General features: G+C 38.9%; 15 protein-coding genes. 11 read left to right on the top strand and 4 right to left on the bottom strand.

The features are described from left to right. Positions 1-66 precede the first annotated feature (66 nt). Together BN1068_RS13165 and BN1068_RS13160 are read left to right on the top strand one after the other, a co-directional pair. Positions 67-810 carry an ABC transporter ATP-binding protein gene (locus BN1068_RS13165; protein ID WP_077603310.1) on the top strand — a complete coding sequence of 248 codons (744 nt, stop codon included), beginning with the start codon at positions 67-69 and terminating at the stop codon, positions 808-810. Further along, positions 803-2,023 (top strand): ABC transporter permease, encoded by a 1,221-nt coding sequence (locus BN1068_RS13160; RefSeq protein ID WP_077603309.1) that lies wholly within the window; start codon positions 803-805, stop codon positions 2,021-2,023. Before BN1068_RS13165 ends, BN1068_RS13160 begins: the two co-directional genes overlap by 8 nt. Positions 2,024-2,066: 43 nt before the next feature. On the opposite strand, the gene BN1068_RS13155 is transcribed toward BN1068_RS13160, so the two are convergent. Then, complete coding sequence (locus BN1068_RS13155) at positions 2,067-3,242, bottom strand: M20 family metallopeptidase (protein WP_077603308.1); 1,176 nt, start codon at positions 3,240-3,242, stop codon at positions 2,067-2,069. 233 nt (positions 3,243-3,475) lie between these two features. On the opposite strand from BN1068_RS13155, the gene BN1068_RS13150 reads away from it, so the two are divergent. From BN1068_RS13150 to BN1068_RS13135, 4 genes are all read left to right on the top strand, one after another. Continuing rightward, the gene (locus BN1068_RS13150; protein ID WP_077603307.1) at positions 3,476-4,126 is read left to right on the top strand and encodes a phosphatase PAP2 family protein; all 651 of its coding nucleotides are present in this window, start codon (positions 3,476-3,478) and stop codon (positions 4,124-4,126) included. A 66-nt stretch (positions 4,127-4,192) separates the two neighbouring features. Beyond that, entirely contained in the window at positions 4,193-4,972 is a 780-nt protein-coding gene (gene liaF, locus BN1068_RS13145) for a cell wall-active antibiotics response protein LiaF (protein ID WP_175637145.1), read from the top strand. Between the two features lie 11 nt (positions 4,973-4,983). Next, positions 4,984-6,042, top strand: coding sequence for a sensor histidine kinase (locus BN1068_RS13140; RefSeq protein ID WP_077603305.1), 1,059 nt, complete (start codon positions 4,984-4,986; stop codon positions 6,040-6,042). A 17-nt stretch (positions 6,043-6,059) separates the two neighbouring features. Continuing rightward, positions 6,060-6,701 carry a response regulator gene (locus BN1068_RS13135; RefSeq protein WP_077603304.1) on the top strand — a complete coding sequence of 214 codons (642 nt, stop codon included), beginning with the start codon at positions 6,060-6,062 and terminating at the stop codon, positions 6,699-6,701. Positions 6,702-6,929: 228 nt separating this feature from the next. Here the strand turns inward: BN1068_RS13135 and BN1068_RS13130 are convergent, their stop codons facing one another. Continuing rightward, positions 6,930-7,427, bottom strand: coding sequence for an antibiotic biosynthesis monooxygenase family protein (locus BN1068_RS13130; protein ID WP_077603303.1), 498 nt, complete (start codon positions 7,425-7,427; stop codon positions 6,930-6,932). Between the two features lie 197 nt (positions 7,428-7,624). Between BN1068_RS13130 and BN1068_RS13125 the strand changes: the two genes are divergently transcribed. From BN1068_RS13125 to BN1068_RS13105, 5 genes are all read left to right on the top strand, one after another. After that, positions 7,625-9,826 carry a transglycosylase domain-containing protein gene (locus BN1068_RS13125; RefSeq protein ID WP_077603302.1) on the top strand — a complete coding sequence of 734 codons (2,202 nt, stop codon included), beginning with the start codon at positions 7,625-7,627 and terminating at the stop codon, positions 9,824-9,826. Between the two features lie 248 nt (positions 9,827-10,074). Next, on the top strand, positions 10,075-11,112 hold the full coding sequence (hemE, locus tag BN1068_RS13120) for a uroporphyrinogen decarboxylase (protein ID WP_077603301.1): 1,038 nt from the start codon (positions 10,075-10,077) through the stop codon (positions 11,110-11,112). 113 nt (positions 11,113-11,225) lie between these two features. Continuing rightward, positions 11,226-12,161: a ferrochelatase gene (hemH, locus tag BN1068_RS13115; RefSeq protein ID WP_077603300.1), complete on the top strand. Its 936-nt coding sequence runs from the start codon at positions 11,226-11,228 to the stop codon at positions 12,159-12,161. After that, positions 12,161-13,573, top strand: a complete 1,413-nt coding sequence (gene hemY / locus BN1068_RS13110; protein WP_077603299.1) for a protoporphyrinogen oxidase — start codon at positions 12,161-12,163, stop codon at positions 13,571-13,573. Before hemH ends, hemY begins: the two co-directional genes overlap by 1 nt. Positions 13,574-13,800: 227 nt before the next feature. Next, a complete protein-coding gene (locus BN1068_RS13105; protein ID WP_077603298.1) occupies positions 13,801-14,349 on the top strand; it encodes a GNAT family N-acetyltransferase in 549 nt (182 codons plus the stop codon). A gap of 99 nt (positions 14,350-14,448) precedes the next feature. On the opposite strand, the gene pepF is transcribed toward BN1068_RS13105, so the two are convergent. Together pepF and yhfH are read right to left on the bottom strand one after the other, a co-directional pair. Beyond that, positions 14,449-16,269, bottom strand: a complete 1,821-nt coding sequence (gene pepF / locus BN1068_RS13100; RefSeq protein ID WP_077603297.1) for an oligoendopeptidase F — start codon at positions 16,267-16,269, stop codon at positions 14,449-14,451. A gap of 285 nt (positions 16,270-16,554) precedes the next feature. Beyond that, positions 16,555-16,686, bottom strand: a complete 132-nt coding sequence (gene yhfH / locus BN1068_RS13095) for a protein YhfH (protein ID WP_077603296.1) — start codon at positions 16,684-16,686, stop codon at positions 16,555-16,557. Positions 16,687-16,720: the final 34 nt, after the last annotated feature.

Genomic DNA, 16,720 nt, shown 5'->3' with positions numbered 1-16,720 from the left:
GGTTCATTTTGGAATCTTTCTGGAATGATGATAAAATCAAAGTAATGAACAAAGGAGGATGACAGGGTGACTACCTTATTACATATAGAAAACTTATATGGGGGCTATACCCATAAAAATGTTTTACATGATATATCATTTGATTTAAATAAAGGAGAAATCGTCGGACTCATTGGACTAAATGGGGCTGGAAAAAGTACAACCATTAAACATATTATCGGTTTAATGCAGCCCAAAAAAGGAGAAGTGCTGGTTCAGGGAAAAAGCTTTCAGAATGATCCGGAAGCGTATCGTAATCAGATGGCATATATTCCTGAGATGCCTATCCTCTATGATGAACTGACTTTATACGAACATCTCAGGCTGACCGCAATGGCTTACGGAATTGAGGAAGAGGTGTTTGAGCAGAGGCTGCCTAAGCTTTTAAAAGAATTCCGGCTCGAAAAGAAATTGAATTGGTTCCCGGTTCATTTTTCAAAAGGAATGCGGCAGAAAGTCATGATTATGTGTGCTTTTCTTATTGAACCGCCGCTTTATATTGTCGATGAACCATTTGTTGGACTGGATCCATTGGGAATCCAATCTTATCTGCAGATGATGGATTCCATGAAGCAGCAGGGGGCAGGGGTGTTAATGTCCACACATATCCTGGCCACAGCGGAAAGATACTGTGACCGTTTTATCATTTTACATGATGGGAAATTACGGGCAGAAGGGACCTTGGGGGAACTTCGTGGAGAGTTCCAGATGCCGGATGCAACACTGGATGATTTATATGTTCAGCTGACAAAGGAAGATGATCATGTTTGATTCCCATGCATTCTATAAAAAACGCTTATCTGCACATGTGAAGAATTTAAGCAGGTATTTAAAGTATATGTTTAACGGGCATATTGCATTTGCTATGTTTTTTTTCATAGCTGCAACAGCTTATTACTATCAGCAGTGGCTGGAACAGCTGCCGCCTAATTTCCCGACAGGCATTATCATGGGAATCGTATTAGGACTGATGATAAGCTATAATCCAATAAGGACGCTGCTGCAGGAGCCGGATCTGGTATTTCTTCTTGCGGCAGAACAGCAGATGGGTCCGTATTTCCGTAATAGTATAATTTATAGCTTCGTCATTCAGACATATTTGATTGTGTTAGCATCCGCTGCATTCAGTCCATTGTATTTTACCAGTTTCGACGAACGGGCAGGGAGTGTTTTTCTTGTTACAGTTCTTTTATTTCTTCTTTTAAAAGGGATGAATATGCTGATAAACTGGTACATGCTGAAAGTCCGGGATAAAAACTCAAGAACTATTGATTTAACAGTACGGACGCTGCTAAATATTGTCATAGCCTATTTTGTTATTGAGGGGCAGGCTTTATATGCTGTTATAACGATTGTGCTGCTTTTTCTGGTTATTGTATATGATTTTATTGTCGCATCGAAGCAGCCCGGAATTTTTTGGGACTTGTTGATTGAGAAGGATCAGATCCGTTTACAATCCTTTTACCGTATTGCTAATTTATTTGCAGATGTTCCGCATTTGAAAAATAAAGTAAAGAGAAGGGACTGGCTGACGAAAACGTTTATCAGCAGAATTCCATTTGAACGGTCGGCAACCTATGATTATTTATATCAGATTTCCTTTCTGCGCAGCGGGGATTATTTAGGAATGTATATCCGGCTTGTCGTCATTGGCGGTATTTTTATTTGGGTGATTCCTAACATTTGGATTAAAATGGTATTTGCTATTCTGTTTATCTATTTAAGTGTCTTTCAAATGATGACTCTTTATCAGCATCACCGTACCCAAATGTGGCTGGATCTTTATCCGGTTGACCCGGGTTTGAAGCAGACAGCTGTTATCCGGATTATTCGGAAGCTCGGCTATGTACAGGCATTTGCTTTTACCTTTTTATTTATCTTCCAGCTGGAGTGGCTGGGAAGTTTGATCATATTACTTGGAGGTCTTACCTTTGTTTGGGCTTATATTAAGCTCTATGTAAAACCTAAATTAGATAAAGTATAAAAAACAAGCTGAGGGCCATGTGATATAGCCGTCAGCTTGTTTTTTATTTTGCTTGATCCTGATAAGATAAATAAATATTGGCGAACGCTTTTGCAGCAATGACCATTGATCTTTCATCAATATCAAATTTAGGATGATGATGCGGGTAATCATTACCTTCCAGATTAGCACCTGTCAGGAAGAAAGAGCCGGGTTTTTCTAATAAATAATAAGAAAAATCCTCTCCGACCATTAATGGTTCTGTAATAGCAGTGAGATCTACCCCGTCAATTTCCTTTGTTGCTTCCAGGACGAGATCCGTTTGTTCCGGATGATTAATAACTGGCGGATACCCTTTAACATAGTTAAATTCATAGGAAGCGCCAAAAGAATCACAAATCCCTTTCAGAATTTGTTCCATTTCTCCAATGATTTTTTCCTGAACAGCAATATCGAAATGTCTGACTGTTCCAACCAGCTTCGACTGGTCTGCAATCACATTAAAAGCATTTCCTGCTTCAAAAATGCCGATAGAGATAACAGCGGATGCCAGCGGGCTTAATCGTCTGCTGACAATCTGCTGGAATTGTGACACCACCTCAGCACCAATTACAATAGCATCTTTTGTATCCTGTGGAATAGCGCCATGTCCGCCCTTCCCTTGAATGGTAATTTCAAACCGGTCTGCACCGGCCATGATTGCCTGATGCGAAGAGTATATAGTGCCAAGCGGGAGAGGAGCCCATAAATGTGTCCCGAATACAGCATCTACATCTTTTAAGGCGCCTGCTTCAACAATTGGCTTGGCTCCGCCCGGGGCATACTCCTCCGCATGCTGATGAATAAAAACAATGGTTCCTTCCAAATCATTCTGAAACTGCTGCATAACCTTTGCAAATGTAAGCAGAATAGCTGTGTGTCCATCATGGCCGCAAGCGTGCATGACACCCGGAACCTGTGATTTATAAGGGACATCCTTTTCATCCTGTATCGGCAGGGCATCGAAGTCAGCGCGGAAGGCAACTGTTTTCCCCGGTTTTGCCCCTTTAAGTGTGGCTACAACACCATTTCCGCCCACATTTTTTTCATATGGGATACCTAATTTTTCATAATAATTCGCAATGTATTTAGCTGTTTCCGTTTCTTGAAATGACAATTCCGGATGCTGATGCAAATATCTGCGAATGTCAACCATTTCTTCATATGTGTTATCAATTAGCGAATGAATAGCTGATAACATTTGATCACCTCTTAAGTATTGTAGTACGACTGAGAATTGTGTGAAATCTCATTTTATTTCCAATCTATTTTATTATATCACTAATTAATTGTACTGTAGAATAATATATTTCGTGTGTTGAAATATATTATTCATATAAGAGAATATAAAATTTTGCTTCCATATGTATATTTACCGTTGTTATTTTCAGTAAACCTGTTTAGCATAAAAGAGAGAACAGAAGGAGAGATAGCATGAAGAATAAATCTGCAGCCATTTTATTCAGTATATGGACAGCTGGATTTTTATTAAGTATTGGTTGGGTAATACAAATAAAAATGGAAATGCTTCCTTATACCGATCAATGGACAAGATCGATAGTCACCCTTGTTCATGGAACAGGTACATATGATTTTTTCCGGGCTGTTACGGAGCTTGGATCTTCACACGTACTTATACCAATAGCTATTGCAGCCGCTATAGGACTGATGCTTATATATAAGCACTGGTATCCGGGACTATTGCTTTTAGGAGGCTCTTTATTTGCGCACCTGCTGAATTCATTTATAAAGCAACTGGTTTTCAGAGAAAGACCGAGTATTTCTGTTGCACTAAATGCAGAAGGGTTCAGTTTTCCATCCGGACACAGTATGATTTCAATGGTCTGCTATGGCCTGATTGCGTATTTACTTTGTAAAAAGATCCGTTCAAAAAAAATAGCACTTATTATACAGATTGGGCTGGGTACACTTGTATTTTTGATAGGAATCAGCCGCTTTTTTATCAATGTACATTATTTAACAGATATTATAGCCGGGTTTACCCTTGGTTTTGCACTGCTTTATATTTTTATACGTTTAGATAAAATAATCTCAGACCTAAGACGGAGAAGGAAACATTCTTAAGCTGGTTCTCTCCAAACAGTTTTCTCAAGTAAAATAGAACCATAGAGAAAGGGGTTGATGAATCGTATGAAGAGAATTTTATCTTATTTTATTGCGATCTGCTTTATTTGGATTGGAGTCATGTTAATTGTAAACAGTTTGAATATAGATGGTTTTGAATTAAGCTTCGGCTGGGGATATATTTATCCGCTGTTCTTTGTTGTGACAGGAGTTGTACTTCTGGGGACAGCTATTATCAATAGACGTGGAGCTTGGATGAGCGGGATTTTTCTGCTTGTTTTCGGAGGGCTTTTATTAGCGGACAGGTTTGGATTGGTTGATTTTACATTTTGGAGTGTGTTTAAGCTCTGGCCGATGATTTTAATTTTTATAGGACTCAGTTTATTTCGCGGATTTCACTTTTTAGTATTGTACAGCAGCGGCTCTAACAAACATAAAAAAGCAAAAAAAGATCGTAGGAAAATTGCTGTATATTCTAAAAACAAAGATAATCCATTTACTATAGGCGATATGGAGAAAAAGGGGAATTGGAATCTGGAGCCAATGAACATAAATACGATGGTAGGCACTTATTATCTGGATTTAACAGATGCGTATATCCCTGATGAGGAAACGGAAATAAATATCCGCTCATTAGCAGGTGACGTCACTATTATTATCCCGGAAGAAGTGGAATTTCAAGCCAGTGCAACAGCCAAAGCAGGAGATATAAACATTTCAGGTGAAGAATCTGCCGGGATTAATACAGAATTATTTTATGAAACGGATCAGTTTGAAAGTGCTACTAAAAAATTGTATATCGAGATACGTTTAAAGGCGGGTTCTATTCGTATTGATCGGGTATAAGGGGGGATAAAATGAAACAACGGTGGAGAAGTGTCCGATTCAGTTTTATCAGATTACATCTATATAATTTATTTTTAACGACCTGTATCCTGCTGGCAATTATTCTATCTTTATTTGTTATTTGGGATCCGGAATGGTTAACAGCACAAAGCATCTTTTTATTTATCGGTCTGTATCTGATTATCGGTTTTATTTTGTCCTTACAAGCGGGATTTACTCAAATCGGGAACTTACTAAAAATGCGTTTAGATGCCATCTCGATTCAGATCAAACAATTTGCCAACGGGAACTACAATTCCAAAATTTCGAAAATTCATGAAGATGTAGATGAAACAGATCGAATCATTGACGAGCTCAATGATTTAGGGGATAAACTACAGCGCCAGGTTCAGTCGTTGCAGCGGATGGCTGATGAGAAAGCAGATTATGCGAAATCAGCACATAAAGCAGCAGTTATTGAGGAAAGACAGCGGATTGCCAGAGACCTTCATGATGCTGTCAGTCAGGAGCTTTTCGGGCTGGCAATGTTATCAGAAACAGCATTAAAGCTATTTGATAAAAATCCTGCCACAGCAAGAGAGCAAATGCAGGAGGCTGTACATTCAGCACATCAGGCTCAGGCAGAAATGCGTGCATTATTGCTTCATCTACGGCCGGTTTATCTGACAAGCGGGGAAACATTGGAAGAAGGAGTTCAGAAGCTGATAGATGCTCTGGAGCAGAAGAGCAACCTGACATTCCAAGTTGATATTGATGAAATGCCGGATTTAAAAGAAGTGGTGGAGGAACATCTTTTTCGGATTATTCAGGAATCTCTATCAAATATATTACGGCATGCGAATGCAAATATAGTAAAGATAGAAATAAAACGGAAGCAGGATGAGCTTTATGTCCGTATTGAAGATGATGGGATAGGATTTGAATCTGAAAATCAACAGGGTAATAAAGCTTCTTATGGACTGAAAACAATGAAGGAACGCAGCGAAGAGCTGGGCGGAACTTTTGCTATCCGTTCAAGGCAGGGCCAGGGTACATATATTCATATTCGAATTCCTAATCAGGGGAGTTAAAAAGGGGAGAATATTTTATGATTCGTATTGTAGTCATTGATGATCATGATATAGTGCGGAAAGGAATCATATCTTTTCTGCAGACAGAAGATGATATGGAGGTTGTCGGGCAGGCTGACAGTGGATTTGATGGTGCTGAACTCGTATTAAAGAAGCAGCCGGAAGTGGTTCTGATGGACCTGATAATGGAGAACGGAAATGGGATAGAAGCGACAAAGAAAATAATGTCCGCTTATCCTGTATGTAAAGTCATTATCCTGACATCCTATTATGATAATGAACAGGTTATCCCTGCATTAGAGGCAGGAGCGTTCAGTTATTTATTAAAAACATCAAACGCGCAGGAAATTGCTGATGCAGTGCGTAAAGCTGCCAAGGATGAAAATGTGATTGAACCAAAAGTTGCCCAAAAGATGATGAGCCGTTTTCGTTCTACGGTTAAAAAACCTCATGAAGACCTTACGGAACGGGAATTAGAGGTGCTCTTATGTATTGGAGACGGCATGACAAACCAGGAAATCAGTGAAAAACTTTATATTGGTATAAAAACGGTCAAAACCCATGTGAGCAATATTTTAAGTAAACTGGAAGTGAATGACAGAACGCAGGCTGCTGTTTATGTGCACCGGAATCAATTGTTTAAAGCAACAGGGGATTGATCTGTTTGATGGAAGACTTACTTTCCGAGGGACGTGCTCTTCATCTAGCTTTTGCCGAGAAAATCACTTATAGATCGAGAAAATCGCTTATAGATTAAGAAAAGGTTATCCAACGAGGGATAACCTTTTCTTAATCTATAAGTTGAATTATAAAAGTGAAGAATCATGCATACAGTCCTGCTGCTATCTCAGCTTTTTTTCAAGTTTATTAATGCTTCAGGGGATAATTTAATCTTCTTTTTCATGCATATGACCGGTAATAACAAAGGGCCGTTCCATAAAGTAGCTCGGCTGCTTTGCTTTTTGGGAATCATGTGCTTTTTTAAATTGGTCGGAGTTTTTCCAGTTCTCAAAGTCGGCAAAGGATTTCCATTGTGTCAAAACAACGTATTTGCTCGTCTTTTCCTGACGTAAAAAGCGCCATGCCTGGAACCCATCCATATTTTCAATGCCGCTGTCACTTTGCTTCATGCGATATTCAAAGGTTGAACTGCTGTCTTCGGAAACAGGAAGATGGTTCATAACGACATATCCTTCTTTGGATAATTCTCCGACAGCTTTTAATACTTCAAAGGCTTGACCGGCTGAAAAAATATTTTTGGAGCTATTTTCATAATAGGCAATACCGCCATCATTGCTGGAGATAAAGTAAAAATCAATATCTGTATTTTTTTTCTCCAATGTTTCCAAAAAATTGATGGTTCCTCTTGACATAAACGCTTTCATAAAAATTCCTCCTTGTTTTGACAATCTATTTTGAATATGTATTTATAATTAAATTGTACACAAATACAAATAATATTGAAAATAATACCTGTCTTATGTCGAATCTTGGTTCAACTCATGTAATTCAGAGATGTCCATTCTTTATCAAAAAGTTAGAATAACGTATAATAGGAACGTATATGCACCGAGGTGAGCTTATGAGAAGTGAACGAAGAAATGAAAAAAGAAAAGACAGAAGAAAAAATCAAAAGAATGTATTTCGACAAAAAATAAAGTGGCTGGGTATTGCTATTACTGCTGTTTTCGTGTTCTTGTTAAGCGGTTATGGACTGCTGATTTTAGGAGGTAAAATGGTCGCTGATGAGAATGATTTGCTGCTTGATTTGACAACCACTGTTCGTACAGAGGATGGAGAGGTGGTCAAAACTCTATATAACGAAAACAGGGAATATGTATCGGTAGACCACATTCCGGATCATGTGCTGCAAGCATTTGTTGCTGTGGAAGACCGCCGTTTTTATGAGCATCAGGGGATTGATTTGCAGTCCATTGGACGGGCTGTCTATCGAGACATATTAGCGAGAAGCAAAGTAGAAGGCGGCAGTACAATTACACAGCAATTATCCAAAAATCTTTTTCTTACAAATGATAAATCATGGACCAGAAAAATAAAGGAATCAATGGCTTCTCTTTACCTGGAGAGAAGACTTAGTAAGGATGAGATATTGGAATTATACGTAAACCAGGTTTATTTTGGAGAGGGAGTATACGGGATCCAAAAGGCTTCACAATATTTCTTTTCTAAGGATGTTGATGATTTAACTATTTCTGAAGGAGCATTGCTTGCCGGTTTGATGAAAGCACCGAATGGATATTCTCCCTTGAATCATCCTGAAAAAGCAGCTGAGCGCAGAAATGTCGTCCTTCAGACAATGGAATCGGCAGGGTTTATAGATGAAGAAACAAGAGTACTTGAGCAGGAAAAAGGCTTAGGGATAAACCTGTCAGAAGAAGAAAGGGGAACAAATCCCTGGGTTGACAGCTATGTTGATATAGCAATAAAAGAAGCTGCGGAAAAGCATAATTTAAGCTTTTCAGATTTACAAAGCGGCGGATATGAAATTACTGTATATATGAATGATGATTTTCAGCAGATTGCTTATCAAGACTTTCAGGAGAATGCTTTTTTCCCTGGAAATACAGAGGGGACGGAAGGCTCTTTTGTAATGCTGGATAAGGATAACGGCCATATAGTGTCAGCTATCGGCGGACGCAATTTCACCCTGGGTGATTTAAACCGGGTAAATGTGCAGCGCCAGCCGGGCTCCACCTTTAAACCGGTCGCTGTTTATGGCCCGGCATTGATGAAGGAAGATAAATATAATCCTTTTACGATTATCCCGGATCAATATATGGAGGAGTATGATGTCAGGAATGTTAGTGGAGAATATAAGAATAATATTACAATTTATCAGGCTATTGTAGAATCAACAAATACCTCTGCTGTCTGGCTGCTCGATGAGATTGGCATAGACTATGCTAAGTCTTATCTGAATAAATTGGAGTTGCCGCTGGATGATAAGGATAAAGGGACATCTATTGCTTTAGGAGGCTTGGAAAAAGGTGTTACGCCACTACAAATGGCGCAAAGTTATCAAGCTTTTGCCAATAATGGAAGCATGTCTGAAGCAACAGCTATTGCAGAGATAAAAGACCGTAACGGAGAAGTGATATATCAATCAGAAACAGGTAACAAAGAAGTATTTACACCACAGGTTGCCTGGGATATGACAGAAATGCTCAAGGAAAATGTCCGGACGGGAACAGCGAGCTCCGGCTATTATGCCAAAGAGCTTGCAGGTAAAACAGGAACAACACAACATACTTATGTAGATGGGGCATCTAAGGATGCGTGGTTTGTCGGATATACACCGGATTATGTTACAGCTGCGTGGATGGGGTATGATAAGTCAGACGAAAAACATTATTTAACAGGCGGGAGTGCTTATCCTACATCGTTGACTAAGAAAATACTGACAGATATTGATAACCAAACCGGCTCAGCATTGACAGCTTCCTTTTCAATGCCGGGGGATGTCGAGCCTTTGCCGGATCCAATTGATTTACCAGCTATTGAGAATGTAGATGCAAGCTATACCTTTGGCGGAATGGCATTGGTGAAAGGAAAGCTTACCTGGAGCGGGTCGGCAGATGACCGTATTGTATACCGTATTTATAAGAAGGAAGAGGGTCCAGATGAACTGGTGGGAGAAGTAGAAGGGGAAACAGAATTTATCATTGATGATATCTGGTTCCGTAATGAATACTATTACGTTGTTCCATTTGACCCGATTACGAATATGGAAGGATCGCATTCTGAATCCGTATCGTTTTACTAATACGCTATAAGAGGATGTTCAAAAAGCACTGAATGGTGGGCGGCGAAGTAATAGCCTTGCCTTTTACGTTGACTTGATCTTCCTGCTTCAAATTTAGTACCTTTTTGAACTCGCATTATAAAAGATATTTCTTTAGAATGATTTTAAAATGAGACAATTTAATGACAAACAATTCTCTTCCCTATACATGAGCGTGATAAATAGATATAGTTAGAGATGGAAAAAGAATATAAAAGGATGAACGTTGCATGGTAAAAGTGAAAAACACAACAATTTTAGACGCTTATCGCGGAAACAAAACAGATTACACTCCAGCCTGGTTTATGCGTCAGGCTGGAAGATCTCAGCCAGAATACCGGGCATTAAAAGAAAAGTATTCTCTTTTTGAAATTACACATCAGCCAGAGCTTTGTGCTTATGTTACAAGACTTCCGGTAGAAAACTACGGAGTAGATGCGGCAATCCTTTATAAAGATATTATGACGCCTCTTCCGGCTATTGGAGTAGATGTAGAGATCAAAAGTGGAATTGGCCCGGTTATTGAAAAGCCAATCCGCACCATTCAGGATGTAGAAAAACTCGGTGAGATTAATCCGTCAAGTGATGTTCCATATGTCCTTGATACAATCCGTTTATTGACAGAGGAGCAGCTTGATGTCCCGTTAATCGGCTTTTCAGGTGCGCCGTTTACATTAGCGAGCTACATGATTGAAGGGGGCCCTTCTAAAAATTATACGAAAACAAAAGCATTAATGTATCGTGAGCCGAAAACCTGGTTTGCATTAATGGATAAGTTAGCAAGTATGATTATTCGTTATGTGGAAGCACAAATTAAAGCTGGTGCAAGTGCTATTCAAATCTTTGATTCTTGGGTCGGCGCTTTAAACGTGGAAGATTACCGTTATTTTATTAAACCGGTAATGACAGATATTTTTTCAGCATTAAAAAAGTATGATGTCCCGCTGATTACCTTTGGCGTAGGTGCAAGTCATCTGTTATTGGAGTGGAATGACTTGCCGGTAGATGTAATTGGTCTGGATTGGCGTACTTCTGTAGAAGAAGCGAGAAGCTTAGGAGTAACAAAAGCATTACAAGGAAATCTGGATCCTGCTATTTTACTTAGTGATTGGGAGACAATTGAAAAAAGAACGAAAGCAATTCTTGACCAGGGTATGAACACAGAAGGTTATGTCTTTAATCTTGGTCATGGTGTTACTCCTGATATTAAGCCGGAAACATTAAAACGGCTGACAGATCTTATTCACAACTATTCACAGCAAAAGTAAGAAATGTTCAAAGCATGCTTATAACTGGTTTTAAATAGTTATTAGCCTTTAGATCAGATTCATAAAAAGTTAAATTTTTACTCTTAAACAAAACGTAACGAGGTGTATTGAAAATGGAAAAGAAAAAATTAGGACTATTGGTAATGGCATACGGAACTCCATACAAAGAAGAAGATATTGAGCCTTATTACACACATATTCGTCATGGCAGAAAGCCTGAACCTGAAGCGCTGCAGGACTTAAAAGACCGTTATGAAGCAATCGGCGGCATTTCACCTTTGGCTAAAATTACAAAAGAACAAACTTATGCGTTAGAAAGCAAGCTGAATGAAGTACAGAACGAGTATGAATTTAAAGCATATATCGGATTAAAACATATTGCACCGTTTATTGAGGATGCAGTAGAAGAAATGGCGAAAGATGGAATAAAGGAAGCTGTTTCTATTGTTTTAGCACCACATTACTCTACATTCAGCGTTAAATCATATAACGAACGGGCTAATAGTACAGCAGAAAAGCATGGTATGAAAATTGAATCCGTACAGGATTGGTATACAGAACCAGGGTTTATTGACTTCTGGGCAAAGGGCGTCAAGAAAGCTTTTGCGGAAATGCCTGAAGAAGAAAAAGAAAAATCTATATTAATTGTTTCTGCTCATAGTCTGCCGGAAAAAATTCTTCAAAATGGAGACCCGTATAAACAGCAACTAGAGGAAACAGCACAATTAGTAGCTGAAGCAGCAGATGTGAAGAATTATGAAGTTGGCTGGCAAAGTGAAGGAAATACACCAGATCCATGGCTTGGACCGGATGTTCAGGACTTAACACGTGAATTGTATAACAAAGATGGATATAAAGCATTTGTTTATACACCTGTTGGATTTGTAGCAGATCACCTGGAAGTTTTATATGATAACGATCATGAATGTAAAGTGGTCTGTGACGAGATTGGAGCAAGCTACTATCGTCCGGAAATGCCAAATGCCCGTCCGGAATTTATTGAAACCTTAGCAAATGTGGTATTAAAGAAAGTTAAGCGTGCTTCCTGATGGATAAAAAAAGAGTAGTCATTGTTGGAGGCGGTGTGACAGGATTGTCTGCCGCCTATCATCTTCAAAAACAGGTGCAATCAGCAAAGCTTCCAATCGAAATTACTCTGGTAGAAGGTTCAAACCGCCTGGGCGGCCGGATTCATACGATAAAACGGGATGGATTTACAATTGAAAAGGGACCAGACTCTCTTTTAGCACGTAAACCGATTGCAATGGAGCTGGTTAAAGAATTAGATATTCTTAATCAGACGAGATATAATTCTACAGGTCAATCCTTTATGCTTATAAAAAATAAGTTACATAAAATGCCAAAGGGTGCTTTTATGGGTGTGCCAAAACAAATCGGGCCGCTCATGCGTTCAAAATCATTTACATTGTCAGGTAAAATCCGTGGTTTGATGGATTTAATTAAACCAAAGAATAAAAGTACAGAAGATGAATCCTTAGGGCATTTTATGCGGCGCCGTTTTGGAAATCAAATTGTGGATAACCAAATTGATCCTTTGCTTTCTGGAATTCATTCTGGTGATATTGATAAAATGAGTCTTCAGGCAATTTACCCTATCTTTGGGAAGATGGAGCAGGATTACGGCAGTGTAATGAAAGGTCTTGCCAGGACAATGCCAAAGCCTGAAAAAAATAAAAAAGGAAAGCCTGCTCAAGGCCAATTTTTCTCTTTTACAAATGGTTTGCAGACATTGGTTGATGAACTTGAAGCACAATTGGATGCTGTAGAAATCATCCGGGAAAATAGAGTAAATCATATTGAGAAAAAAGAAGCGGGATATCATGTTCTTTTAGATTCCGGAAATGTTTTAGCAGCAGATTTTGTTTTAGTTGCCGTGCCGCATACGCAGGTTCCGGGAATGCTAAGCAAGCATCCGCCATTACAGGAATTATTTGATATTCCTGCGACATCAACAGCCAATGTTGTACTTGCATTTGATGAAAAACAAATTAAACGCGATTTAGACGGAACCGGCTTTTTGGTAACAAGAAACAGTAATTACCGAATTACTGCATGCACCTGGACTCATCGTAAATGGGAGGGAACTGCACCTGCCGGGAAAGCTTTACTGCGCTGTTATGTCGGTAAGCCTGATGATCAGGAGATAGTGAACGAATCCGATGAGGCGCTAGTTGATATTGTGTTGAAGGATTTAAATAAAGTAATGAAAATCAAAGGGCGGCCTTTATTCTATGAGATTACTAGGTTTATCGAGGCCCGCCCGCAGTATCACACCGGTCATTTAGAGCTTATCAGCCGTGTCAGAGCCTATGTAGCCGGCCATCTTCCAAACGTGGCGTTAATTGGCAGCTCCTATGATGGAACGGGGCTACCGGATTGTATTGAGCATGGGCAAAAAGGTGCTGAATTAGCGCTTAAAGCATTAACCGAAAATAAATAAACAATTGATTTAAAACAGCTGTGAAATAGAAAATTATTTCATGGCTGTTTTTATTATGGGGCAATGGACTTAATAGGAATAGTAATTGTACTTCCTGTTTGACGGAAAAAGAACAAAAAGCCCCATTGGGTGAAGTTTTGTTTTATACTTTAAAAAAGAAACTTTATAGACAGGATTAGAAAACCTCAATTTTGAATAGTATCGCGAAAAGGAGAGGAGGAGAAAGAATGCTTCATAATCAAGTTAATCCAGACATTATGCTTTCTTTACTGGAAGAAAATGACGCACAGACCTTATTCGATTTAGTAACAGCAAATAAAGAATTTTTAAGTAAGTGGCTAACCTTTCCGTCTGCAACAAATAAGCTGGAAGACTCAAAATACTTTATTCAAAGGTCATTGTTTCGTTTTGTGAATAGGGAAGGTTTTTGGGTGGGCATTTGGTATAAGGGAAACTTAGCCGGTTCTGCTGGTTTTTTATATTTTGATTGGAAGGTAAAGAAAACGGAAATTGGATATTGGCTTGGAGAGGCTTACACAGGGAAGGGGATTATGACAAGCGTCTGTGCTGCAATGGCAGATTACGCGTTTAATGAACTGGAAATAAATAAAATTGAAATAAAGACAGCAGTAAAGAACAGTAAAAGCGCAGCTATTCCTAAAAAACTCCGGTTTAAACACGAGGGGACAATCCGGGCTGATGAAGTGATTGGAGATATATTACATGACAGAGAAGTCTACGGCATGCTGGGAGAGGAATGGGAGAGAAGAGATTAAAAAATCCTCTTCAGTCATTTTAGCTTAGCAGCATAATAATTTTAATTACAAGAAAACCAGGCTGACATTAGATCCAGCCTGGTTTTGACATGTTGAAATTTATTCGGAATAGCTTTCGACTAATTCATCAATCAAAGAGCCGACATAATTAACAGCTATTTCAATATTTTCCGGATTGGACATATCAATGCCCGCATCTTTAATCAGGTCAAGCGGTTTCTTTGTACCACCTGATTTTAAGACATTTAACCAGTCTTCAACAGCCGGCTGTCCTTCTTCCCGAATTCGTTTAGCCATTGTTGTAGAAACGGTAAGTCCTGCAGAGTAAGTATATGGATATAAGCCCATATAATAATGCTGCTGACGCATCCAGGTTAACCCGGCGCCCTCATCAAATGTGACTGTATCGCCCCAGAAGGATTCTAATACATCACGTTTTTCCCTGCATAGCACATCGGCAGTCAACGGCGTTCCTGCTTCAGCAAGATCATAAACTCTACGCTGGAATGCTCCTTCTAATAAATGCGTAATAAAGTTATGATAGTATGTTCCTAATAATTGTGTAATAACCCAGCGTTTCATCCGCGGATCGTCTTTATTTGTTTTCATTAAATGGTCTGCAAGCAGTAATTCATTTAATGTGGAAGGAGCTTCGATAAAATAAGTTGATGGACGGGTATTAAATAAACTCTGATATTTACCGGCTAAGTAGAAATGTCCTGCATGTCCCAGCTCATGGGCTAAAATAAAGGCGTTACGCATCTTATCAGCCCAGGTTACGAGAATATATGGATGTGCTCCATATGGACTGGAACAGAAAGCACCATTAGCCTTGCCGACATTTTGAGCGCGGTCTACCCAGCGGTTTGATAATGCTTTTTTCATTCCTTCTAAATATTCCGGTCCCATAACATCTAATGCACTTAAAATTGTTTCCGAAGCATCTTCATAAGATGTACTCGGATTAAAAGAAGGATCCAGCGGTGCTTTTAAATCACAGAACCGCAGTTCTTCCAAGCCCAGCTTTTCTTTTAATAACTTTGCGTATTTCCGCATATGCGGCGCTAATTTTTCTTGAATAACATCTAATTGATTATGGTACATCTCCGTCGTTACCTGCTGCGGAGCTAGAAGCATCTCTGTAACAGAATCATAATTTCTTAACTTAGAAAGCTGTACCTGTTTTGTAACCTCGGTCTGATAGGTTGCTGCATACGTGTTTTTATATTGTTCAAATGTATTTACATAAGATTCATAGGCATTTCTTCTCAACACAGCATCCTCTGAATATTCATAGCTTTCTTCATATAATGGTTCGCTCATCGGCTGTGTATTTCCCTGACCATCAACAATTTCTTCAAATTGCATATCGGACTGCTTGCTGCGTGAAAAGATATTATGCGGAGCATCTAATACCTCGCTCAATGCAGAAAGAGCTTCCTCTAATTCAGGTGAGAGTATATGATCTTTCTCTTCAAGAATATCAAATAAATATTTACGGTATGTTTCGAGAACAGGTTCGTCTTTTATAAACTGCTCTATGTCAGATGAAGTAAGCTTTAGGAGCTCTGTTTCAAAGAAAGAAAGCTTCGAACTGATTGCTGCAAGAGCGGCACCGCTTTTAGCTGCTGCACTCTGGTTAGCAGGGTCACTTCCGTCTGCGCTTATTAGTAAGTTAGCGTAGACAGCAACGTGAATAACCTTCTGCTGATAAGCCTCTGTTGCTTTCAAAGCCTTGGACAAAGTCTGTGCGCTCTCAGAAAGCTTACCTTTAAAAGCCGTTATTTGCTCCGCTCCCTGAACGGCTTCCTGTAATGCTTTTTCCCAGCTTTCTTTGTCTGGAAAAAGATCTGTTAAATCCCATGTTTGTTCGACTGGAACATTTTTCCGATATTGTCTGTTTGCATTTGACATTTTCATTCCTCCCCAAATACTTGAAATATTGCCCCATGTAAAAGAAAATAAAGATGCAGCAATACTTTATCAATTAATTCGACTACCTAATTAATTATAGTACAGGAGAAGAAAAAATTATAGGATTTTTTAAATAATTCAAAAGTTAATTTGCAAAATGAGAGAATACAAAAAAAGAATAGCCTTATAACAACAGGCTATCCAGAAGAAGGATTGTAACTTATGGGAAATCATAATCTATTAAACAGGCCGTTAAGAAAAGTAATTTATAACTGCTGAATTACTGATAAATTAACGTCCTGGATAATCACAATCGTCGCAAATATTACCATAACAGTCTGCTTTTTCATTTACTATTGCATTACCACATTTTGCACATTTCTTTTTTGGCAGATTTTTAAAAAATTCGATAATTCCAGTCATTTCAATTCCTCCTAAGGTTTTAATTGATTTAAAA

This window comes from Oceanobacillus sojae, from assembly GCF_900162665.1.
In the GTDB taxonomy this organism is placed as follows: Bacteria; Bacillota; Bacilli; order Bacillales; family Amphibacillaceae; genus Oceanobacillus; species Oceanobacillus sojae_A.
This window is presented reverse-complemented; position numbering and strand designations above follow the sequence as displayed.